Origin of the sequence: Cryobacterium sp. W22_MBD10_FK3 (assembly GCF_052113745.1) — a bacterium.
Taxonomy (GTDB): Bacteria; Actinomycetota; Actinomycetes; order Actinomycetales; family Microbacteriaceae; genus Cryobacterium.
The window spans coordinates 297,462-318,695 of record NZ_JBGQOH010000001.1 but is presented as its reverse complement, the minus strand read 5'-3'; the positions used below and the strand labels follow the sequence as shown (position 1 = coordinate 318,695).

Genomic DNA, 21,234 nt, shown 5'->3' with positions numbered 1-21,234 from the left:
ATGAACGACGCCACCCCGGCAGGTCCCGCACAGGACCAGCCGCGCGACACCCCCTGGGACCGCCTGTCCGGCAATCCGCAAGACCTGGCCGACGGCGTCGAGGTGGAGAACTCCGGCGACTTCGCCGCGGTACCCGACGCCTTCCAACGGCTGTGGACCCCGCACCGCATGGTCTACATCCAGGGCGGCCAGCAACCGCACCCCGACGACTGCCCGTTCTGCATCGCACCGTCGATGGACGACGAGAAGGCTCTGATCGTGGCCCGCGGGAAGTACGCCTACGTGCTGCTGAACCTGTTCCCGTACAACAGCGGCCACCTGCTGGTCTGCCCGTATCGGCATGTCGCGACGTATGACGAGGCGACGCCCGAGGAGGTCGCCGAGATCGGCAGCCTGACCCAGACGGCCATGCGAGTGCTCAAGGCCACGTCGGGGTGCGACGGGTTCAACCTCGGCATGAACCAGGGCCGCATCGCCGGCGCCGGGATTGCCGAGCACCTGCACCAGCACATCGTGCCGCGCTGGGCCCTGGACTCGAACTTCTTCCCGATCATCGCCGGCACCAAGGCCATTCCCCAGCTTCTGGGCGACGTGCGCCGCTCGGTCGCAGAGGGCTGGCCCGTCGGGGAATCCTGAGCCGTCGTTTGCTCGGCCCTGCTCACCCTTGGCACTGCGTAACCCTCGGTACTGCTTCACCATCAGTGATCATCACCCGTGTCGCCGCCCGAACGGCGGCACCAGACGCAAGGAATAGAATCGAAGCTATGACTGACACCACTTCACACGAGCAGTTCGGCTCGAGCCGCGTCAAGCGCGGACTCGCTGAGATGCTGAAGGGCGGCGTCATCATGGACGTCGTCAACGCCGAGCAGGCCCGCATCGCCGAAGACGCCGGCGCTGTCGCCGTCATGGCCCTCGAGCGCGTTCCCGCCGACATCCGCTCCCAGGGCGGTGTCGCCCGCATGAGCGACCCCGACCTGATCGACAGCATCCGCGCCGAGGTCTCCATCCCGGTCATGGCCAAGGCCCGCATCGGTCACTTCGTCGAGGCACAGGTGCTGCAGGCCCTCGAGGTCGACTACATCGACGAGTCAGAGGTGCTCAGCCCCGCCGACTACGTCAACCACATCGACAAGTGGAACTTCACCATCCCGTTCGTCTGCGGTGCCACCAACCTGGGGGAGGCGCTGCGTCGCATCACCGAGGGTGCCGCGATGATCCGCTCCAAGGGCGAGGCCGGCACCGGCGACGTGTCCGAGGCGACCAAGCACATCCGCACCATCAAGGGCGAGATCGCCCGGCTGTCCTCGCTGACCAAGGACGAGCTGTACGTGGCCGCCAAGGAACTGCAGGCACCGTATGAGCTGGTCGCCGAGATCGCCGCGACCGGCAAGCTGCCCGTCGTGCTCTTCACCGCAGGCGGCGTGGCCACCCCGGCCGACGCGGCCATGATGATGCAGCTCGGCGCCGACGGCGTCTTCGTGGGCTCGGGCATCTTCAAGTCCGGCAACCCGCAGGAACGGGCGAACGCGATCGTGAAGGCTGTCGCGTTCTACGACGACGCCAAGATCATCGCGGATGTCTCGCGCGGGCTCGGCGAGGCGATGGTCGGCATCAACGTGTCCGACCTCGCCGCCCCGCACCGCCTCTCCGAGCGCGGCTGGTAACACCCGCTTCATGACCGTCGGAGTACTCGCCCTGCAGGGCGACTTTCGCGAGCACGTCGCGGTCTTGCGCTCACTCGGCAGCGACGTGGTGCTCGTGCGCCGCCCGGAGGAACTGGCCAGTGTCAACGGGCTGGTGATCCCGGGCGGGGAGTCCAGCGTGATGGACAAGCTGACCCGGATGTTCGGCCTCGCCGGCCCGCTGAAGGCGGCCGTGGCGGCCGGGCTCCCGGTCTACGGCACCTGCGCCGGCCTGATCATGCTGGCCGACACCGTCCTCGACGGCATCGCCGGCCAGGAGAGCATCGGCGGCCTCGACATCAGCGTGCGCCGCAACGCGTTCGGTTCCCAGACCGCGTCCTTTGAGACCGACCTCGACGTGCCCGCGCTCGGCCAGGCGCCCGTGCACGCGGTGTTCATCCGTGCGCCGGTCGTGGAGAGCATCGGCCCGCGGGCCCGAGCGCTGGCCACCGTCACCGACGGCAGGTGCGTCGCCGTCGAGCAGGACAACCTCCTCGGCACGTCCTTCCACCCGGAGATCACGGGGGAGTACCGCTTCCACGAGTACTTCCTGCAGAAGGTGGCGCGGGCAGGCTTCGGTACCTAGCCGTCTCTGCGCCAGAATGGGCGCATGACAGCACCCGGCACGACGAGGTATGTAGCCCTTCTCCGCGGCATCAACGTGGGCGGAATCACGGTCACGATGGCGGCCCTGGCCGACACCGTCAGCGCACTCGGGCACTCGGCAGTGAAGACAGTGCTCGCCAGCGGCAACGTCGTGTTCGAGAGCGACGACCCGGAGGTCTCGGCGGTCAAGGCCGGTCTCGAACGGGCGCTGTCGGAGCGCTTCGGCTACCAGGCCTGGGTCGTGCTCATGACCAGGGACCAGCTGGCTGAAGCGGTGGCCGGGTACCCGTTCGAGGACCGTGACGGCTGGCACTCCTATGTGTTGTTCGGCTCCGAGCCTGCCCTGCTCGACGAACTGCTGGCCGCCGCTGCCACGCTCGATCCCGCCGACGAGAGGGTGCAGCCTGGCGCCGGGTTGCTCTACTGGCAGGTGCGCCGGGCCGTGGGCATCAAGAGCCCGTTCAGCAGCCTCAGCGCCAAGGCTCGGTACAAATCAACCACCACCAACCGGAATCTTCGCACTCTGCACAAAATTCTCGCGCTGCCCTGACCGATCAACGCGCCAGGGCCTGGCGAGGCGAGGGGCACCGCTGGGGCGCCCGGGCTAGACTGGCAAGGCATCGCGCCGTCGCCAGACAGCGATGCCACCGAGCCATCAGGGCGGTGCGCGTCTTGCCGAACTGCAGCGATGCAGTGACGTGAGTGAGCACCTCCACCAGGAGCCGACGCCCCAAGCGCGTCGCACGAGTAAGCGTCAAACGGGAGATTCATGTCCGGGCATTCCAAGTGGGCGACCACCAAGCACCAAAAGGCCGTCACCGACTCGCGTCGGGCGAAGGCGTTCGCCAAGCTGATCAAGAACATCGAGGTCGCGGCCCGCATGGGCGGCGCGGACCTCTCCGGTAACCCGACCCTCGTCGACGCGATCCAGAAGGCCAAGAAGACCTCGGTTCCCAACGACAACATCGACCGCGCCGTCAAGCGCGGGGCCGGACTGTCCGGCGAGGCCGTCGACTACACCACGATCATGTACGAGGGCTACGCCGCCAACGGTGTCGCCATCATGATCGAGTGCCTCACCGACAACAAGAACCGCGCCGCGGCCGAGGTGCGCACCACGGTGAGCCGCAACGGCGGCAACATGGCCGACCCGGGCAGCGTCGCCTACAACTTCCACCGCAAGGGCATCGTCGTCGTCCCCAAGGGCAATGACCTCACCGAAGACGACGTCCTCACCGCGGTGCTCGACGCCGGCGCCGAAGAGGTCGTCGACGACGGCGACAAGTTCGAGGTCTTCAGCGAAGCCCACGACCTCGTCGCCACCCGGACCGCGCTGCAGGCCGCCGGAATCGACTACGACTCCGCCGACATCGCCTTCGTTCCCCAGCTCAAGATCGAGGTCGACGCCGAGACCGCCCGCAAGGTGTTCAGGCTCATCGACGCCCTCGAAGAGCTCGACGACGTGCAGAACATCTACAGCAACTACGACGTATCGGCCGAGGTTCAGGCCGAGCTCGAAGCAGACAGCGAATAGTCACCGAATGACGGTCAGGGTGCTGGGCATCGATCCCGGTCTGACCCGCTGCGGCGTCGGCATCGTCGACGTCGCAGCGAACCGTTCGGCGACCCTGGTCGACGTCCAGGTGCTGCGCAGCTCACCGGAGCTTCCCCTCGAACGCCGGCTCCTGCTGATCAGCGAGGGCCTCGGGGAGCTACTCGACCGGCACCAGCCGCACTTCGTGGCCATCGAGCGGGTGTTCGCCCAGCAGAACGTGAGCACGGTGATGGGCACCGCCCAGATCAGCGGGGTGGCACTGATGCTCGCCGCCAAGCGCGGATTGACCGTGACCCTGCACACCCCGAGTGAGGTCAAGGCCGCGATCACGGGCTATGGATCCGCCGACAAGAAGCAGGTCGGAACGATGGTCGCCCGGGTGCTCGGCCTCACCGAGATCCCGAAACCAGCGGATGCCGCCGACGCCCTGGCCCTGGCCATCTGCCACGCCTGGCGAACCGGAGCCGCCGGCGGGGTGCTGCCCACCAGCGGCGCCGTCGCGGCCGGCAACCGGTCCACGCCGTCGCTCGCCCCCGGTGCTCTCACCCCGGCGCAGAAGGCCTGGCGTGACGCCGAACGCGGCAACGCGCCGGGGTCCACGGCGGCAGCGTCGGCGGCGCACCGTAGGCTTGCCAGGTGATCTCATCAGTGCGCGGCCCAGTCCTTTCAGCCCTGGGCTCAACGGTCGTGATCGAGGTCGGGGGAGTGGGACTGGCTCTGCAGGTCACCCCGTCAACGGCCCTGGCCGCCCGGATCGGAACCGAAACCCGGCTCTCCACCACCCTGATCGTGCGCGAGGACTCCCTGACCCTGTACGGCTTCCCTAGCGCTGAGGAACTCGCCGTATTCGAATTGCTGGTCGGCGTCACGGGCGTCGGGCCGAAGTCCGCCCTGGGCGTGCTCGCCGTGCTGAGCCCGAACCAGATCGCGCAGGCCGTCACCGCCGAAGACGACGCGGTGTTCCGCAAGGTCAGCGGGATCGGTCCGAAGACCGCCAAGCTCATTGTGCTGTCGCTGGTCGGCAAGGTCGCCGTCACGGCGGCTCCCGCCGGTGCCGGACGGGCCGGCGTGACCACGACGACGGTGAGCGCGAGCGTGCAGACGGCTCTGATCGGCCTCGGCTGGTCCGAACGTGTCGCCGCTCAAGCCGTGGAAGAGATCCTGGCCGGCAGCACCGCCGAGTTCGACGCCGAGGCGGCCGGCGTGGCAGCCGTGCTCCGGCTCGCACTGGCCAGGCTCGGACCGGCCCAGCACGCCGCCACCGGCAATGCCGCGGAGCGACGCTCATGACCCAGGACCCCGGTGTCGACCTGACCAACCCGTCCCTCGAGGGAGACGCTGAGCTGGCGTTCGAGGGCGCCCTGCGTCCCAAGAGCCTCACCGAGTTCGTCGGCCAGCACAAGGTACGCGGCCAGCTGCAGCTGCTGCTCACCGCGGCATCCATGCAACAGCGCACACCGGACCACATCCTGCTGGCCGGCCCGCCCGGACTGGGCAAGACCACACTCGCCATGATCATTGCCTACGAGGGCAACCGGCCGCTGCGGATGTCCAGCGGGCCGGCTATCCAGCACGCCGGAGACCTGGCCGCCGTGCTGAGCTCGCTCGTACCCGGCGAAGTGCTCTTCATCGACGAGATCCACCGGATGGCCCGCTCCGCCGAGGAGATGCTCTACCTGGCGATGGAAGATTTCCGCATCGACATCATGGTGGGCAAGGGCGCCGGCGCCACCTCGGTGCCGCTGGACCTGGCCCCGTTCACCCTGGTCGGTGCGACGACGCGCTCCGGGATGCTGCCCAACCCGCTGCGGGACAGGTTCGGCTTCACGGCGCACCTCGAGTTCTATGCAGACGCCGAACTCGAGCTGGTTCTCGTGCGCGCGGCACGACTGCTGGGTCTGGTGATCGACCGGGAGGCCATCAACGAGATCGCCGGCCGCTGCCGGGGCACCCCGCGAATCGCCAACCGGTTGCTTCGCCGGGTGCGCGACTACGCCCTGGTGCACGGCGGCGACGCCGACCTGGCCGCCGTCCACGCGGCCCTGGAGCTCTACGATGTCGACGAAATCGGCCTCGACAGGCTCGACCGGGAGGTCATGAACATCGTCCTCACCCGTTTTGGGGGTGGACCCGTCGGGCTGAATACGCTTGCCGTCTCGGTGGGGGAGGAGCCCGAAACCATCGAATCGGTCGTTGAGCCCTTCCTGGTGCGGATAGGCTTCCTCACGCGTACCCCGCGAGGGCGGGTTGCCACTGCCGCAGCGTGGCGGCACTTCGGCTTGAGCAATCCTCAGGCTGCGCTCACCTTGGATGTTCTATAATTCAAGCTGGTCAGGAGCGTGCCTCCGACCGGTTCCCCTCAACCACTCGCACTAAAAAACTTCGTCGCGACTACACGTTCGCACGGGAAGGTTTCACAGTTCTATGGATCCGTTGACTCTTGTCATGCTCGCCGTTTTGGCGCTGCTCGTGTTCTTCATGTTTCGCAACGGCCGCAAGCGCCAGAAGGACACCTTGGCGCTGCAGTCCAAGATGGTCGCCGGCGCAGACGTGATGACCAACTTCGGCCTGTACGGCACCATCGTGTCGATCGATGAGGAAGAGAACAAGGTCGCCCTCGAGATCGCACCCGGAACCATCGTGCAGATCCACCGTCAGACCATCGCCCGCGTCGTGGAGCCCACCGTCGTCGGCGACGACGTCGTGCTCGACGAGTCCGCCGACAGCGACGCCGGCACCGCCGCCGTCACGGGCGAGCCGGAGTACGGTCAGCGCACCGAATTCGAGCCGACGACCGAAGAAGCCGCTCCCGACAACAACACCGAACCCAAAAAGGGCGACGCGTAACAACCCCACTGCGGTCCGCGCCTTTCGGCGCGGCCGCGAGCAAAGAAAGCTGAGTTCAATAGGTGGCTAAGTCGTCTCCGACCAAGAAGGCCTGGCGCTCCCTGTCCTGGCTTGGCGTGATCATCGTCGGTCTCATTGTTGCCAACGGAGCCGGGGTGCTCACCGGCGGCGGGTCGTGGACGCCGAAGCTGGCCCTGGACCTCGAGGGCGGCACGCAGATCATTCTCGCGCCCAAGCTCGAGTCCGGCCAGACCGTCTCCTCGGAGCAGCTCAACCAGGCCGTCTCGATCATCCGTGAGCGCATCGACGCCGCGGGTGTCTCCGAGTCGGAGATCAACACCCAGGGCGGGCAGAACATCGTCGTGTCGATTCCGGGCACGCCGGATGACGCGACGCTGAACCGCATCCAATCGTCGGCCAAGCTCGAGTTCCGCCCGGTGCTCGTCGCATCCGCCCCCACTGAGGACAGCGTCGGGGCCGACGGCTCCACCGCTACTCCGACGCCGGGTGCCACCGACGATGCCGCCGCCCCCGAGACGGATGCCGCTACGGATCCGGCCGCCGAGACGCCGGCTGTCGCTCCCACCGACGCCAGCGACCTGAACAACATCACTCCTGCCCTGCAGGAACAGTTCGACAGCTTCCAGTGCAGCAACATCGACACCAGCGTTGTCGCACCGGCCGGCGAGCCGCTCATCACCTGCGAAGCGGATGGCTCGGTCAAGTACATCCTCGGCCCGGTCGAGGTCAGCGGAGAGAACATCTCTGACGCCACCAACGGACAGGTCACCACGCAGAGCGGCGCCACCACCGGCGAATGGGCCGTCAACATCGTCTTCGACGGTGCCGGCACCAAGTCGTTCGCCGACGTGACCACGCGCCTCAGCGGCCTCGAGGGCGCGCAGAACCAGTTCGCCATCGTGCTGGACGGCAGGGTCATCTCCGCGCCACGCACCCTCGCCGTGATCACCGACGGTAAGCCGCAGATCACCGGCTCCTTCGACCAGGACACCTCCAAGGCCCTCGCCGACCAGCTCAAGTTCGGCGCCCTGCCGATCAGCTTCACCGTGCAGAGCCAGGACACGATCTCGGCGACCCTGGGTTCGACGCAGCTGCAGAGCGGCCTCATCGCCGGCCTCATCGGCCTGATCCTGGTCGTGCTCTACTCGCTGGTGCAGTACCGGCTGCTGGGCCTGGTGACCGTCGCGTCGCTCGCCGTCGCCGCCGTCATCACCTATCTGCTCATCACCCTGCTGTCCTGGCGGGAAGGCTACCGACTGTCGCTGGCCGGTGTGGCCGGTTTGATCGTGGCGATCGGTATCACCGCGGACTCGTTCATCGTCTACTTCGAGCGGGTGCGCGACGAACTCCGTGACGGCAGGGGACTGGTGTCCTCGGTCGAATCGGGCTGGAAGCGCGCGATCCGCACCATCATCGCGTCCGACACCGTCAACTTCCTGGCTGCCGCCGTGCTGTTCATCCTGGCCGTCGGCAACGTCCGCGGCTTCGCTCTGACGCTGGGCCTGACCACGCTCGTCGACCTCCTGGTCGTGGCGCTGTTCACCCACCCGACTCTGCAGCTGCTCGCCCGCACCAAGTTCTTCGGCGACGGGCACAAGCTCAGCGGCCTCGACCCGCGCGCCCTGGGCGCCGTGTACCGCGGGCGGGCGCAATTCAAGCCCTCCAGCGAGGTGGCATCGCGCAAGGGATCGTCCTCGAGCAAAGAGGCCGTGAAACGCCAGACCATTGCCGAACGCAAGGCGGCCGAGCTCATCGGTACCGGCTCCGGTAAGTCGACCGACGGGAAGGATTCCTAATGGCCAGCTTCAACCAGTTCGGCAACGACCTGCACACGGGCAAGCTCTCCTACGACATCGTGGGTCGTCGCAAGGTCTGGTACCTGGCGGCGGCGGCGATGATCCTGATCGCGATCGTCGTTCCCGCGCTGCGCGGCGGCTTCACCTTCGGCATCGAATTCACCGGCGGTTCGGAGTTCGTTCTCTCCGAGATCTCCACCCAGGACCAGGATGCCGCCTCCACGGCGGTCACCGACGTCGTGCCCGCCGCGGCGCCGCGGGTGTCCGTTGTCGGCACCGACAGCATCCGGGTGCAGACCGACCAGCTCACCGACACCGAAAGCCGTGAGGTGCGCTCGGCCCTCGCCACCGCATACAGCCTGGATCCCGAACAGGTCACCTCGTCGTTCATCGGCCCGTCCTGGGGCCAGGACATCACCGGCTCCGCCATCCGCGCGCTGCTCACCTTCCTGGTGCTCGCCGGCGTCGTGATGGCCCTGTACTTCCGTACCTGGAAGATGGCCGTCGCGGCAATGGTCGCCCTGCTGCACGACCTCGTGATCACGGCCGGGTTCTACGGCATCACGGGCTTCGAGATCACGCCGGCCGCGGTGATCGGGTTCCTCACGATCCTCGGCTACTCGCTGTACGACACCGTGGTGGTCTTCGACAAGATCCGTGAGAACACCGCCGTCGACGGTCCCGAGTCCCGGCGCACCTTCGCCGAGTCGGTGAACCTCGCGGTGAACCAGACTCTGGTGCGCTCCATCAACACCTCGGTCGTCGCGGTGCTGCCGGTGGCGTCCATCCTCGTGATCGGCGCGTTCGTGCTCGGAGCGGGAACCCTCCGGGACATCTCGCTCGCCCTGTTCATCGGCATGCTGGTGGGCACCTATTCCACCATCTTCATCGCGGCACCGCTCTACGCCCAGATGCGGGAGAACGAGCCCGAGATCCGCAAGCGCGACAAGAAGGCCCTGGCCCTCAAGGCCAAGGCCGCCGGCACGTCGCCGGTCGCCGATGTCACTCACGCGGACGTCACCGCGTGAGCCGGCCGAACCGCCGGGAATACCCGATCTCGTGCCTCGGTTTACCGTTTATTCGCTAGTACAGGGATAATTGGCGCCAAGGAGTGAGGTAACGAGATGACAGAGACAACTACGCCATCCGCCGCATCACTGCGCCGCCTGGTTCCGCGCATTTTCTCCAGGGCACAGCCCGTCGGCGCTGTCGACACGCTGCTGAAGACCGTGCGCACCCACCATCCCAAGGTGGACCTGTCGATCATCGAACGGGCGTATGCCGCCGCCGAGCGCGCACACGAGGGCCAGAAACGTCGCAGCGGCGAGCCGTACATCACCCATCCCGTCGCCGTCGCCCAGATTCTGGCCGACCTCGGGATCGGGCCGAAGACCGTGGCTGCCGCGTTGCTGCACGACACCGTCGAGGACACCGACTACACCCTGGACCAATTGCGCGCGGATTTCGGCGACGAGATCACGATGCTCGTCGACGGCGTCACCAAGCTCGACAAGGTCAAGTACGGCGACAGCACCCAGGCCGAGACCGTGCGCAAGATGATCGTCGCGATGTCCAAGGACATCCGGGTTCTCATCATCAAACTGGCCGACCGTCTGCACAACGCCCGCACCTGGGGTTTCGTGCCGGCCGAGTCCGCAACCCGGAAGGCCACCGAGACCCTCGAGATCTACGCTCCGCTGGCGCACCGGCTGGGTATCCAGACCATCAAGTGGGAACTCGAAGACCTCTCCTTCGGTGTGCTCTACCCCAAGTTGTATGCCGAGATCGAAAGCCTCGTCAAGCAGCGCACCCCGCAGCGCGAAGAATTCGTGCAATACGTCATCGACGCGATCAATGACGATCTCAAGGCCGCGCGCATCCGCGGCAAGGTGGCCGGGCGACCCAAGCAGTACTACTCCATCTATCAGAAGATGGTCGTGCGCGGCCGCGAGTTCGACGAGATCTACGACCTGGTCGGCATCCGGGTGCTGGTGAATTCGGTGCGCGACTGTTACGCCGTCCTCGGTGCCATCCACGCCCGCTGGACCCCGCTGCCCGGCCGGTTCAAGGACTACATCGCCACCCCCAAGTTCAACCTGTACCAGTCGCTGCACACCACGGTGCTCGGCCCGAGCGGCCGCCCCGTCGAGATCCAGATCCGCACCCAGGAGATGCACGAACGCGCCGAATACGGCGTGGCCTCGCACTGGAAGTACAAGGAACAGGTCAACGGCAAGAGCTCAGGCCCCGGCCCGCAGAGCGACACCGACATGGCCTGGCTCGCGCACATCTCCGACTGGCAGGCCGAGACCGCAGACCCGAACGAGTTCCTCGACTCCCTGCGCTACGAGATCGGCGCCAAGGAGGTCTACGTCTTCACGCCCAAGGGGCGCGTGATCGGCCTGCCTGCCGACGCCACCCCCGTGGACTTCGCCTACGCCGTGCACACCGAGGTGGGCCACCGCACCATGGGCGCCAAGGTCAACGGACGGCTGGTGCCGCTGGAGAGTTCACTCACCACCGGCGACGTCGTCGAGGTGTTCACCTCGAAGAACCCTGACTCCGGCCCCAGCCAGGACTGGCTGAACTTCGTCAAGAGCCCCCGCGCACGCAACAAGATCCGCCAGTGGTTCACCAAGGAACGCCGCGACGAGGCCATCGAGCAGGGCCGCGACGCCATCGCCAGGGCCATGCGCAAGCAGAACCTGCCGCTGCAGAAGCTGATGAACCAGGACTCCTTCGCCGAGGTCGCCGCGGTCATGCGCTACGAGGACGTCTCCGCGCTGTACGCCGCCGTCGGTGAGGGCCACGTGTCCACCCAGTCAGTGCTGGAGAAGGTCGTCGCCACGCTGCAGAGCGTGGAGGAGAGCGACGCCACCGACCTGCCGTTCACACCCAACGGGCGCACCCAGACGCTGCGCAACAACGACTCCGGCATCCTGGTGCGCGGCGCTCCCGACATCCTCGTCAAACTGGCGCGCTGCTGCACCCCGGTGCCCGGTGACACCATCGTGGGCTTCATCACCCGCGGTTCGGGTGTGTCGGTGCACCAGGCCGACTGCCACAACGTTCAGGAGCTGCTCAAGGAGCCCGAGCGGATGATCGACGTCGACTGGGCGCCGACGTCGAAGAGCCTCTTCCTCGTGCAGATTCAGATCGAGGCCCTCGACCGCTCCGGCCTGCTCTCCGACGTCACCCGGGTGCTCTCAGAGCACCACGTCAACATCCTCTCGGCGACGGTGCACACGTCCAGCGACCGGCTGGCGATCAGCAAGTTCGTGTTCGAGATGGGCGACACCACCCACCTCGACAGGGTGCTGAACGCCGTGCGCCGGATCGACGCTGTCTACGACGTCTACAGGGTCAGCGACGGCTGAGGCCTCGCCGGACCACGGCGGGGTCCATCGCGGGGTGCCGCCGTGGAGCCGACGCGCCAGACGGAGAGCCTCGGTCAACTGCGCGACGGCCACGCGACTGAACGAGATTCCCCGGTGCACGGCGAGAGGGTCGTGCCGGTAAAGAGCGTCGTCGGGTCTCCCGTCGATACCGTCGTACGCCAGCAGGGCCGCCAGTAGCGCGGTGTCGGCTGGGCAGCCCGGAGACCGTCCCCAGCGGGCGAGGTCGATCGCGGTGCGCAGGGCAGTGGTGATCAACTGCGGCCCCAGCGCTCGGGCGTCCTGGACGCCGAGTCGCACCTCGCGGAGCTCGATGGAAGAGCCCAGCGGCTTCCGGGTGCGCGCGGACACGTCGACGCAGAACTGGTGCCGGTTGGGCTCGGCGGTCAGGCCGTACACCCAGGCCGCGGTCATCCGCTCGGCCACGGCGTGGCGGGGCGAGATGGACACGAGCGCCGCGGCCCGGGTCTCCGGCCCGTCGTGCGCATCCACGGGGCACCAGGCGCCGGCCACCTCGAACACCTCACCGTCGAGCCGGGCGCAGTGCAGTTCGGTCAGCGGCAGATCGGCTGAGGTGAGGGCAGCGGGGAGGAGCGGCGTCATCGCCCCAGCCTGCGGATCGTGCCGGACACACAGAACCGGGACCTGGAATCTGTGGACAGATTCCCGATCCCGGTCGGGTGTGGGTAGGCAGAGGGCCGGTGTTACTGGCCGATGGCCTTCAACCAGGCCTTGCGGGTCTCAAGCGCCTCGGTGGCGTCCTTGATCTTCCGCGAGTCCTTGGTCTCCTCGGCGGCGGCGAGTTCAGCCTCGAGCTTGGCGATCGCGTCGTGCAGCTGACCGGCGAGGCCCTCGGCGCGAGCCTTGGTCTCGGGGTTGTTGCGCTTCCAGTGGTCGTCGTCGAGCTTCCGCACGGCGGCTTCGACCTTGCGCATGCGTTCCTCGACCGGCTTGACCTGGTCGCGGGGCACCTTGCCCGCGGCGTCCCAGCGGCGCTGAACCGAGCTGAGCACCTCGCGGGCCTTGACCCGGTCGGTTTCGGTGAGCAGTGCTTCGGCCTCGGTGAGCAGTTCGAGCTTGACCACCAGGTTGCCGGCGAATTCTTCGTTGTCCTGCGCGTCGATCTCGCTCTTCACCGAGTAGAGCACGTCGCCGGCGGCCTTGAACTTGGCCCACATGGCGTCGTCCTGCTTCTTGCCGGAGCGGCCGGCGGCCTTCCAGTCCTCGAGCAGGTTTCGGTACGCCGGGATGCCGTCGGCACCCTGGGGGGCAAGCGCCTCGGCCTTCTCGATGAGCTGCTGCTTGCGGTTGCGCACGTCCTTGTGGGCGCTGTCGAGCTCGGCGAAGAACGCCTTGCGGTTCTGCTCGATGGTGGTGCGGGCGGCGCGGAATCGCTTCCACAGCTCGTTCGCCTCACCCTTGGGGATGCGCGGGGCGTCGTGCTGATGTGCCTGCCACTTGGCGAACAGGGCGTCCAGCGCTGCGCTGGTCTGCTTCCACTGGGTCTTGGCCGGGTCTTCGGCGGCGAGGCGCTCGGCCTCTTCGACGATGGCGGCACGCTCCGCGAGGGCCGCAGCGCCGGCGGCCTTGGCCTCGACACCCTGCTGCTCGGTGAGTTCGGTGACGGTGCCGCCGAGCGCGCCGAGGCGTTCAGCGAGAGCGGCGAGGTTGCCGACGGCGTTGGCCGTGGCAACGGACTTGGTCAGGTTCGCGACCGACTTGGCGATATCCGCAGCCGGCGCTCCTCCCTTCGCGCGCTGTTCGAGCAGGGTGACCTGCCCGTTCAACTCCACGTACTTGCGTTCGAAGTAGGCGAGAGCCTCCTCCGGAGTCGCGTCGGGATACTGGCCGACGGCACGTTCGCCGTCTGCCTCGCGCACGTAAACCGTGCCGGTTTCGTCTACGCGACCCCATGGTTGCTGATCTGTCGTAGTCAAGAGCCTCACCTTAATGATTTGGTTGATTCCCCGTGCGATGGAGCACTGCAGCGGGTGAATCCCTGAACGAGCCAGTACTGACACAAGCCAATACGCGCACAAGCCTATTGCAAGCCTGCCCATCGTTCAGCGGAAACGACCGAACTGTTACCGCGGAACTGTTTCTACTGCAGCGAGAATCCGGTGATGGTGGTCGGTACGACGGGGGCGCCGTCCTCCGTGCCGTCCGCTACGCCGGCAGCGGCGATGCCGCTGATGAGCTGGTCCAGACCGCTGGTCACGGTGCCGATGACCGTGTAACCGGAACCGTCCGCGCTCGCGTCAATGGGTGTGTCCTCGTAGACGATGAAGAACTGGCTGCCCATGCTGTACGGATCGCTGGACCTGGCCATGGCGATGGTGCCGGCCGGGTAGACGTTGTCCGCCGGAGCGTTCTCGACCGGACCGTAGTAATAGTTGGGTCCGCCGGAGCCGTCGCCGTTGGGGTCGCCGCACTGCAGCACCGAGAAGTCCTCGAGCGTGGTGAGCCGATGGCAGGCGACGTCATCGTAGAAACCGGAAGCGGCCAGGCGGACGGTCGAGGAAACCGCCTGCGGGGCGAGGGCGCCGTCGAGGGAGACGCCGAGGTCAATGTCGTTGAGGGTGAGCGTGCCGGTCCAGGTGCGTCCCTCGGCCAGATCGCTCGAGGGAACGTCGCCCGCGTTCGCTCCGGGGGTCGGGGTCACCGGCTCGGCGGCCGGCGTCGCCGTGCCGGAGGCGCTGGGCGCCGGAGTGCCGGGGCCGCCGCCGAAGTAGAACAGCTGGGCGCCGACGAGCACAACGAGAACCACCACGAGAACACTGCCGGCCAGGATGTTGTCGCGCACCCGGCGCTTCACCTGGTGCTCGTTCACGGCCTTGCGGGCCTGATAGGAGCGAACGCGACCACGTGCTTCTCGGGTTTCGCGTTCCTGCTTGTTGCTCGGTGCCACGGGAATCCTCCAGGTGCCGCCTGCGGCGGGAATCGGGCTGGCCGGGCAACACGGCCCGGGTCACTGTGCACTCTACGCACTGCCGGGGGGGGCGGCGAAAATCTGGCGCCGGGCGACGCCGACTCCGGCGGGCTGTGCTGTCGGCGGCACAAACTACGCTGGAGCCATGTCTTCTGCCCAACCAGGCCTCCGTACCGGTGCGACGCCGCTTGCGGTGCGCATGCGCCCCAAGAGCCTGGCCGAGGTCGCCGGCCAGCGCCACCTGCTGACCCCGGGGTCACCGCTGGTGAGCCTGGCCAACGACAAGACGGGGGAGCAGGGCTCGGTCTCGGTCATCCTGTGGGGCCCGCCTGGAACCGGCAAGACCACGCTGGCCCAGACCATTGCGCACAGCTCAGGGCGCCGGTTCGTCGAGCTGTCCGCCGTCTCGGCCGGCGTTCGAGACGTGCGTCAGGTGATGGAAGAAGCCCGCACCAGTCGCGACCTCTACGGGCTGTCCACCGTGCTGTTCCTGGATGAGATCCACCGGTTCAGCAAGGCGCAGCAGGACGCCCTGCTGCCAGGTGTGGAGAACGGCATCATCATCCTCGTGGCCGCCACGACAGAGAACCCGTCGTTCTCGGTGATCTCACCGCTGCTGTCGCGGTCGCTGCTGCTCACCCTGGAGACGCTCAGCGACGACGACCTCGGAATCGTCGTGGACCGCGCCGTCACCGACCTGCGCGGACTCGCCGATCGGTTCGTGCTGGATCCCGAGGCACGTGGCGCCATCATCCGGCTCGCGTCCGGCGATGCCCGCCGGGCGCTCACGGCCCTGGAGGCCGCATCCGTGTCCGCCGCTACCACCGAGGTCGCCGACGGCGAGCGCCCCGTCATCACCACGGAGATCGTCTCGCTGGCGGTCGACCGGGCACTGCTGCGCTACGACAGGAACGGCGACGAGCACTACGACGTGATCAGCGCCTTCATCAAGTCGGTGCGCGGCTCCGACGTGGACGCCTCCCTGCATTACCTGGCGCGGATGATCGAGGCCGGGGAGGACCCGCGCTTCATCTGCCGCCGCATCATCGTGTTGGCCTCCGAAGACATCGGCATGGCCGACCCGCAGTCCCTCGTGATCGCGATCGCCGCCGCGGACGCCGTGCAGTACATCGGCATGCCGGAGGGACGGATCCCGCTTGCCCAGGCGGTGGTGCACCTGGCTTGCGCGCCCAAGTCCAACGCCGCGTACATGGCGTTGGATGCCGCGATCGCGGACGTGCGCAACGGCAACACCGGCCGGGTGCCCAAGCACCTGCGCGACGCGCACTACCCCGGAGCCAAACGCCTCGGCCACGGCAAGGGCTACCGCTACCCGCACGATGACGCTCTGGGCGTGCTGGCCCAGGACTACCTGCCCGACGAGCTGCGGAGCACCCGGTACTACCGACCGACCGAGCACGGCAACGAACGGGATGTGTCGGCCCGACTGGCGAAGCTGCGCAAGATCGTGCACGGCGAGTAGGCGCGCCTGCCCCTGAATCAGGGGCGACCGGCCCTGGCGTGTGTTAGCCTTGACCTCGCCTACAACTGGTTTCGGCATGCGGCTGCGTCCTGAACCTGAGTTGGAGTGGATTCGCCCTGTAGCCGGGCGGCCCGTGGCACCCACCCCTCTGAACTCCCATGACGCTTCGGCTTGCCCCAACGGGCTCGCCCGGTCGCCCTGGTATCCACCTTCCAGTTCCATCCGAAAGGACACTGTGTCTACCAAGTCACGTACCCGCAGTAAGACCCGCCTCTCGCGGGCCCTGGGCATCGCCCTGACCCCGAAGGCCGCCAAGTACCTCGAGAAGCGTCCCTACGCTCCGGGCGAGCACGGCCGCACCAAGCGCAAGACCGATTCGGACTACGCCGTGCGTCTGCGCGAAAAGCAGCGCTTACGCGCCCAGTACGGCATCCGCGAAGCCCAGCTCAAGATCGCCTTCGAAGAAGCGCGTCGCCGCCAGGGCCTGACCGGTGAGAACCTCGTTGAGATCCTCGAGACCCGTCTCGACGCCCTCCTCGTGCGCTCCGCCATCGCCCGCACCACCGCCCAGGCCCGTCAGATGGTTGTGCACCGTCACATCCTGGTCGACGGCCAGCTGGTCGACCGTCCCTCCTTCCGCGTGAAGCCGGGTCAGCTCATCCACGTCAAGGCCAAGAGCGAGGGCACCGAGCCCTTCCAGGTTGCCGCGGCCGGCGGTCACGTCGACCTGCTGCCCAAGCTCCCGCCGTACCTCGAGGTCGAACTCGACAAGCTGCAGGCCCGTCTCGTTCGCGCCCCGAAGCGCATCGAGATCCCCGTGACCTGTGAAGTTCAGCTCGTCGTCGAGTACTACGCAGCACGCTAGTCGCCTCCGGCGCGGCCTGCCGCTCCGGAACTGAACTACGCTTGAGGGCGGATCACCTAGGTGATCCGCCCTTTTGCGTTCTAACTTGTCTCTGGACCCTGCTGAGCCGATGTGAAATGGATGGTGCCGAATGACTGGTGGAGATATCGCCGGGCTGATTGCCGCTGGCGTCTTCGCAATTCTGGTGGCGTTCCTCGCCATCCCCCTGATCAAGCTGGGCCGGGTGTTCGACGAGACGACCCTCGCCATCCGTGATCTCAGTCAGAACGTCACCCCGTTGCTCGAGGAGACCACGAGCACCGTCGCGCAGACCAATCAGCAGCTGGCCACGATCGACACGATCACCACGAATGTGGCGGAGGTCACCGGAAACGTGTCGGCCATGGTCGCCCTCTTCGCGGCCACCGTGGGTGGTCCGCTGATCAAGCTCGCGGGATTCTCCGCGGGGGTGCGGGCGGCCTTCAGGGCCACCAAGCCCCGTCGCAGCACGAAGTAAGTCCACTACGCTGGAAAGCAGACTGCCAGCGCCTGGTGCCCGCTTCACCAGCGGGTTCCCCGGCCGGGAGCCACCCATTCCACAAACTCAGGGAGAACATGCCATGAAGAACGTCATCTGGTTACTCGTCGGCGTCGGAATCGGATTCGTTGCCGCCCACGAGGTGAACAAGACCCAGCAGGGCAAGCGGTTCTTCACCGACCTCGACGCCAAGACCCGTGAGTTCGGCGAAGCCATCTCCGAGGGCTACCGCAAGCGCGAGGCCGAACTGCACGCCGCCCTCGGCGAGGCAGAAGAGACCATCGAAGAGCTGTCCAAGCCCTAACCTCCTGCGCTCACCCGCGCCACTTCCCACCAGAACCTTCCCGATCGTATTTCCGATCCCAGTAACAGTACGGACCCCATGCAGACTGCCGACATCCGCGGGCGCTGGCTCGACTTCTTCGCCGACCGGGGACACACCGTTGTCCCGTCGGCGTCGCTCGTCAGCGACGACCCCTCCCTCCTCTTCACCGTCGCCGGAATGGTGCCGTTCGTGCCCTACCTCACCGGGCTGGTGCCCGCCCCGTTCCCGCGGGCCACGAGCGTGCAGAAGTGCATCCGCACCAACGACATCGAAGAGGTAGGCAAGACGCCGCGGCACGGCACCTTCTTCCAGATGAGCGGTAACTTCTCCTTCGGCGACTACTTCAAGGAACAGGCGATCAGTTACGCCTGGGAGCTGCTCACCAGCAGCGAGGCCGACGGCGGCTACGGCTTTGCCGAGAAGGACCTCTGGGTCACGGTGTACGAGAACGACGACGAGGCGTTCGGGTACTGGCGCGCCCTGGGGCTGCCGGAGCACCGCATCCAGCGCCTCGGCATGGACACCAACTACTGGTCGACCGGCCAGCCGGGGCCGGCCGGCCCGTGCAGCGAGATCTTCTTCGACCGTGGACCTGCCTTCGGCATCGACGGCGGCCCTGCCACCGACGACGACCGCTACGTGGAGATCTGGAACCTGGTCTTCATGCAGTACCTCCGCGGCGAGGGCACCGGCAAGAATGACTTCCAGATCCTCGGCGACCTGCCCAAGAAGAACATCGACACCGGCATGGGTCTGGAGCGCGTCGCGTTCCTCAAGCAGGGCGTGCAGAACATGTACGAAATCGACCAGGTGCGTCCGGTCCTCGACCGTGCCGCGGCCCTCTCCGGCCGCCGTTACGGTGCCGACCACGAGGATGACGTGCGGATGCGGATCGTCGCCGACCACGTGCGCTCCTCGCTGATGCTGATGAGCGACGGTGTCATGCCGTCCAACGAGGGCCGCGGCTACATCCTGCGCCGCCTGATGCGCCGGAGCGTGCGCGCGATGCGCCTGCTCGGCGTCGACGCCGCCTCGTTCACCGAACTGTTCCCGGCCTCCCGCGACGCCATGAGCGCCGCGTACCCCGAGGTCGCCACCGACTTCGACCGCATCAGCCAGGCCGCGTATGCCGAGGAAGAGACCTTCCTGCGCACCCTCGCGAGCGGCTCCAGCGTGCTCGACCTCGCCGTGGCCAAGACCAAGAAGGCCGAGAAGGCCGAACTTCCCGGCGACACGGCGTTCCTGCTGCACGACACCTACGGTTTCCCCATCGAGATCACCCTCGAAATGGCCGAGGAAGCCGGCCTCAGCGTGAACCGTGAGGCCTTCGACACCCTGATGGCGAAGCAGCGCGCGATGGCCAAAGCCGACGCGAAGGCCAAGAAGACCCACCTCGCCGACCTGTCGGTGTACAGCGCGTTCCGTGCACACGGTGAAACCGTGTTCACCGGCTACGACATGCTGCAGACCGAGTCCAGCATCCTGGGCCTGATCGTCGACGGCGCCTCCGTCAACCGGGCGGTCGCCGGGGACATCGCCGAGGTCATCCTCGCCGAGACCGCGCTCTACGCCGAGTCCGGCGGCCAGGAGGCCGACGCCGGCCTCATCGTGGGCCCCGGCTATGAGCTCGAGGTGCTCGACGTGCAGAAGCCCGTCAAGGGTCTGATCAGCCACAAGGTGCAGGTCAGCTCCGGCGAGGTGGGTGTGGGCGACCCCGCCACCAGCGTCGTCGACCCCGACTGGCGTCGCGGCGCCCGTCAGGCGCACTCCGGCACACACATCCTGCACGCGGCGCTCCGCCAGGTGCTCGGCCCGAACGCCCACCAGTCCGGGTCGTACAACAAGGCCGGCTTCTTCAGGCTGGACTTCTCCTGGAACCAGGCCCTGTCGCCGGCGACGCGCAGTGAGATCGAAGAGATCTCCAATAACGCCATCCGGGACAACCTCGAGGTCAGCACCCGCGAACTGCCACTGGCCGAGGCCAAGGCGCTCGGCGCGATGGCCCTGTTCGGCGAGAAGTACGGCGAGACCGTGCGCGTCGTCGACATCGGCGGCCCCTGGTCGCGCGAACTCTGCGCGGGCACCCACGTCGCCTCCAGCGCCGAGATCGGCATGATCAACCTGGTGAGCGAGGCCTCGGTCGGTTCGACCAACCGCCGGGTCGAATCCCTGGTCGGGCTCGAGGCCTTCCGTGACCTTGCCGCCGAACGAGCAATCGTGTCGCAGCTCACCAGCAACCTCAAGACCCCGCGTGAGCAGCTGCCGGCCAAGATCATGGACCTCATGCAGAGCCTGAAGGCCGCCGAGAAGAAGATCGCCTCGTTCGAGGCACGTGCGCTCAGCGACCGGGTGCCGGCCCTCGTGGCCCAGGCCACCAGGATCGGCGATCTGACGGTGGTGGCCGAAGACCTCGGCGTGCTCAACTCAGCCGACGACGTGCGGATGCTGGTGACCGGCACCAGGGAACGCCTGGGCAACGACCCCGCTGTCGTGGCCCTCGCTGCCACGGTGGCCGACAAGCCCGTCGTGATCGTGGCCACCAACGCGGCCGCTCGCGACGCCGGAGCGAAGGCCGGCGCGCTGGCCAAACAGCTCGCCGGGATTCTCGGCGGCGGCGGCGGCGGCAAGGACGACCTGGCTCAGGGCGGTGGCACCAAGGTCGACCTGATCCCCGAGGCGCTCAGCACCCTGCGCACGCTCGTGGCCCGCTAGCCCATGCGTTCGGGTGTGCGGGTGGGAATCGATGTCGGCACGGTGCGGATCGGCGTCGCGCGCAGCGATTTCCACGGCATGCTCGCCACCCCGGTGGAGACCGTGCCCAGAGACCGCGGCGCTGCGTCGCCCGGTGCCGCGTCGGTGCCGCCTGACCTCGCCAGGATCGCCGCCATCGTCACCGAACTCGACGCCGTCGAAGTGGTGGTCGGTTTACCCCTGGCGCTGTCGGGCCGGCACACCGCCTCCACCGACGACGCCGTCACGTTCGCCGGGAGCCTCGCGGTAACGGTGCCGGTGCCGGTGCGGCTCGTCGACGAACGGCTGTCGACGGTGTCGGCGCAGGCCGCCCTGCGCACCGCCGGCCGCAGCACCCGCACCCAGCGTCCAGTTGTCGATCAGGTCGCCGCGACTATTATTCTGCAGCATGCACTTGATACGGAACGGGCCACGGGTAAACCTGCCGGCGCGCCCGTAGAACCGACCGGAAGGCCGTAA

The 21,234-nt window shown here is 67.4% G+C and carries 20 protein-coding genes; 18 read left to right on the top strand and 2 right to left on the bottom strand.

Annotation, left to right across the window (positions count from 1 at the left end; translation table 11 throughout):
- The 12 genes from ACEN2M_RS01460 to ACEN2M_RS01405 all read left to right on the top strand — a co-directional run bounded on the left by ACEN2M_RS01460 (position 1) and on the right by ACEN2M_RS01405 (position 11,887).
- A complete protein-coding gene (locus tag ACEN2M_RS01460) occupies positions 1-636 on the top strand; it encodes an HIT family protein (protein ID WP_441646346.1) in 636 nt (211 codons plus the stop codon).
- A 128-nt stretch (positions 637-764) separates the two neighbouring features.
- Complete coding sequence (gene pdxS / locus ACEN2M_RS01455; RefSeq protein ID WP_441646345.1) at positions 765-1,667, top strand: pyridoxal 5'-phosphate synthase lyase subunit PdxS; 903 nt, start codon at positions 765-767, stop codon at positions 1,665-1,667.
- 10 nt (positions 1,668-1,677) lie between these two features.
- The gene (gene pdxT, locus ACEN2M_RS01450) at positions 1,678-2,271 is read left to right on the top strand and encodes a pyridoxal 5'-phosphate synthase glutaminase subunit PdxT (RefSeq protein ID WP_441646344.1); all 594 of its coding nucleotides are present in this window, start codon (positions 1,678-1,680) and stop codon (positions 2,269-2,271) included.
- Positions 2,272-2,295: 24 nt separating this feature from the next.
- A complete protein-coding gene (locus ACEN2M_RS01445) occupies positions 2,296-2,841 on the top strand; it encodes a DUF1697 domain-containing protein (RefSeq protein ID WP_441646343.1) in 546 nt (181 codons plus the stop codon).
- A gap of 219 nt (positions 2,842-3,060) precedes the next feature.
- The gene (locus ACEN2M_RS01440; protein WP_441646342.1) at positions 3,061-3,825 is read left to right on the top strand and encodes a YebC/PmpR family DNA-binding transcriptional regulator; all 765 of its coding nucleotides are present in this window, start codon (positions 3,061-3,063) and stop codon (positions 3,823-3,825) included.
- Between the two features lie 7 nt (positions 3,826-3,832).
- Positions 3,833-4,486, top strand: coding sequence for a crossover junction endodeoxyribonuclease RuvC (ruvC, locus tag ACEN2M_RS01435; RefSeq protein ID WP_441646341.1), 654 nt, complete (start codon positions 3,833-3,835; stop codon positions 4,484-4,486).
- Entirely contained in the window at positions 4,483-5,136 is a 654-nt protein-coding gene (gene ruvA / locus ACEN2M_RS01430; RefSeq protein ID WP_441646340.1) for a Holliday junction branch migration protein RuvA, read from the top strand. Before ruvC ends, ruvA begins: the two co-directional genes overlap by 4 nt.
- Positions 5,133-6,167, top strand: coding sequence for a Holliday junction branch migration DNA helicase RuvB (gene ruvB / locus ACEN2M_RS01425; protein WP_441646339.1), 1,035 nt, complete (start codon positions 5,133-5,135; stop codon positions 6,165-6,167). Before ruvA ends, ruvB begins: the two co-directional genes overlap by 4 nt.
- 124 nt (positions 6,168-6,291) lie before the next feature.
- The gene (gene yajC / locus ACEN2M_RS01420; RefSeq protein ID WP_441646338.1) at positions 6,292-6,693 is read left to right on the top strand and encodes a preprotein translocase subunit YajC; all 402 of its coding nucleotides are present in this window, start codon (positions 6,292-6,294) and stop codon (positions 6,691-6,693) included.
- Positions 6,694-6,755: 62 nt separating this feature from the next.
- Entirely contained in the window at positions 6,756-8,510 is a 1,755-nt protein-coding gene (gene secD, locus ACEN2M_RS01415; RefSeq protein ID WP_441646337.1) for a protein translocase subunit SecD, read from the top strand.
- Complete coding sequence (gene secF, locus ACEN2M_RS01410) at positions 8,510-9,538, top strand: protein translocase subunit SecF (protein ID WP_441646336.1); 1,029 nt, start codon at positions 8,510-8,512, stop codon at positions 9,536-9,538. Before secD ends, secF begins: the two co-directional genes overlap by 1 nt.
- A gap of 96 nt (positions 9,539-9,634) precedes the next feature.
- A complete protein-coding gene (locus ACEN2M_RS01405) occupies positions 9,635-11,887 on the top strand; it encodes a RelA/SpoT family protein (RefSeq protein WP_441646335.1) in 2,253 nt (750 codons plus the stop codon).
- Positions 11,888-12,609: 722 nt separating this feature from the next.
- Here the strand turns inward: ACEN2M_RS01405 and ACEN2M_RS01400 are convergent.
- Both ACEN2M_RS01400 and ACEN2M_RS01395 read right to left on the bottom strand, forming a co-directional pair.
- Entirely contained in the window at positions 12,610-13,842 is a 1,233-nt protein-coding gene (locus ACEN2M_RS01400) for a DUF349 domain-containing protein (RefSeq protein ID WP_441646334.1), read from the bottom strand.
- Positions 13,843-14,006: 164 nt separating this feature from the next.
- Positions 14,007-14,813, bottom strand: coding sequence for a peptidylprolyl isomerase (locus ACEN2M_RS01395; protein WP_441646333.1), 807 nt, complete (start codon positions 14,811-14,813; stop codon positions 14,007-14,009).
- 166 nt (positions 14,814-14,979) lie between these two features.
- Here ACEN2M_RS01395 and ACEN2M_RS01390 point away from each other — a divergent pair, with 166 nt between their 5' ends.
- The 6 genes from ACEN2M_RS01390 (at position 14,980) to ruvX (ending at position 21,234) form a co-directional block, all read left to right on the top strand.
- Complete coding sequence (locus tag ACEN2M_RS01390; RefSeq protein ID WP_441646332.1) at positions 14,980-16,317, top strand: replication-associated recombination protein A; 1,338 nt, start codon at positions 14,980-14,982, stop codon at positions 16,315-16,317.
- 235 nt (positions 16,318-16,552) lie between these two features.
- Positions 16,553-17,182 (top strand): 30S ribosomal protein S4, encoded by a 630-nt coding sequence (gene rpsD / locus ACEN2M_RS01385; RefSeq protein WP_088456307.1) that lies wholly within the window; start codon positions 16,553-16,555, stop codon positions 17,180-17,182.
- A gap of 130 nt (positions 17,183-17,312) precedes the next feature.
- Positions 17,313-17,678, top strand: coding sequence for a DUF948 domain-containing protein (locus ACEN2M_RS01380; protein WP_441646331.1), 366 nt, complete (start codon positions 17,313-17,315; stop codon positions 17,676-17,678).
- 103 nt (positions 17,679-17,781) lie between these two features.
- The gene (locus ACEN2M_RS01375) at positions 17,782-18,003 is read left to right on the top strand and encodes a hypothetical protein (RefSeq protein ID WP_441646330.1); all 222 of its coding nucleotides are present in this window, start codon (positions 17,782-17,784) and stop codon (positions 18,001-18,003) included.
- Positions 18,004-18,081: 78 nt separating this feature from the next.
- Positions 18,082-20,736, top strand: coding sequence for an alanine--tRNA ligase (alaS, locus tag ACEN2M_RS01370; protein WP_441646329.1), 2,655 nt, complete (start codon positions 18,082-18,084; stop codon positions 20,734-20,736).
- Positions 20,737-20,739: 3 nt separating this feature from the next.
- A complete protein-coding gene (gene ruvX / locus ACEN2M_RS01365; protein ID WP_441646328.1) occupies positions 20,740-21,234 on the top strand; it encodes a Holliday junction resolvase RuvX in 495 nt (164 codons plus the stop codon).

Bases quoted from the DNA above. Each gene is read 5' to 3' on its own strand.
- ACEN2M_RS01390 (WP_441646332.1), top strand. From the start codon at position 14,980: ATGTCTTCTGCCCAACCAGGCCTCCGTACCGGTGCGACGCCGCTTGCG.
- secF (WP_441646336.1), top strand. From the start codon at position 8,510: ATGGCCAGCTTCAACCAGTTCGGCAACGACCTGCACACGGGCAAGCTC.
- ruvB (WP_441646339.1), top strand. From the start codon at position 5,133: ATGACCCAGGACCCCGGTGTCGACCTGACCAACCCGTCCCTCGAGGGA.
- ACEN2M_RS01380 (WP_441646331.1), top strand. From the start codon at position 17,313: ATGACTGGTGGAGATATCGCCGGGCTGATTGCCGCTGGCGTCTTCGCA.
- ACEN2M_RS01375 (WP_441646330.1), top strand. From the start codon at position 17,782: ATGAAGAACGTCATCTGGTTACTCGTCGGCGTCGGAATCGGATTCGTT.
- yajC (WP_441646338.1), top strand. From the start codon at position 6,292: ATGCTCGCCGTTTTGGCGCTGCTCGTGTTCTTCATGTTTCGCAACGGC.
- pdxS (WP_441646345.1), top strand. From the start codon at position 765: ATGACTGACACCACTTCACACGAGCAGTTCGGCTCGAGCCGCGTCAAG.
- ACEN2M_RS01440 (WP_441646342.1), top strand. From the start codon at position 3,061: ATGTCCGGGCATTCCAAGTGGGCGACCACCAAGCACCAAAAGGCCGTC.
- alaS (WP_441646329.1), top strand. From the start codon at position 18,082: ATGCAGACTGCCGACATCCGCGGGCGCTGGCTCGACTTCTTCGCCGAC.
- ACEN2M_RS01405 (WP_441646335.1), top strand. From the start codon at position 9,635: ATGACAGAGACAACTACGCCATCCGCCGCATCACTGCGCCGCCTGGTT.
- ruvX (WP_441646328.1), top strand. From the start codon at position 20,740: ATGCGTTCGGGTGTGCGGGTGGGAATCGATGTCGGCACGGTGCGGATC.
- ruvC (WP_441646341.1), top strand. From the start codon at position 3,833: ATGACGGTCAGGGTGCTGGGCATCGATCCCGGTCTGACCCGCTGCGGC.
- ACEN2M_RS01445 (WP_441646343.1), top strand. From the start codon at position 2,296: ATGACAGCACCCGGCACGACGAGGTATGTAGCCCTTCTCCGCGGCATC.
- ACEN2M_RS01460 (WP_441646346.1), top strand. From the start codon at position 1: ATGAACGACGCCACCCCGGCAGGTCCCGCACAGGACCAGCCGCGCGAC.
- pdxT (WP_441646344.1), top strand. From the start codon at position 1,678: ATGACCGTCGGAGTACTCGCCCTGCAGGGCGACTTTCGCGAGCACGTC.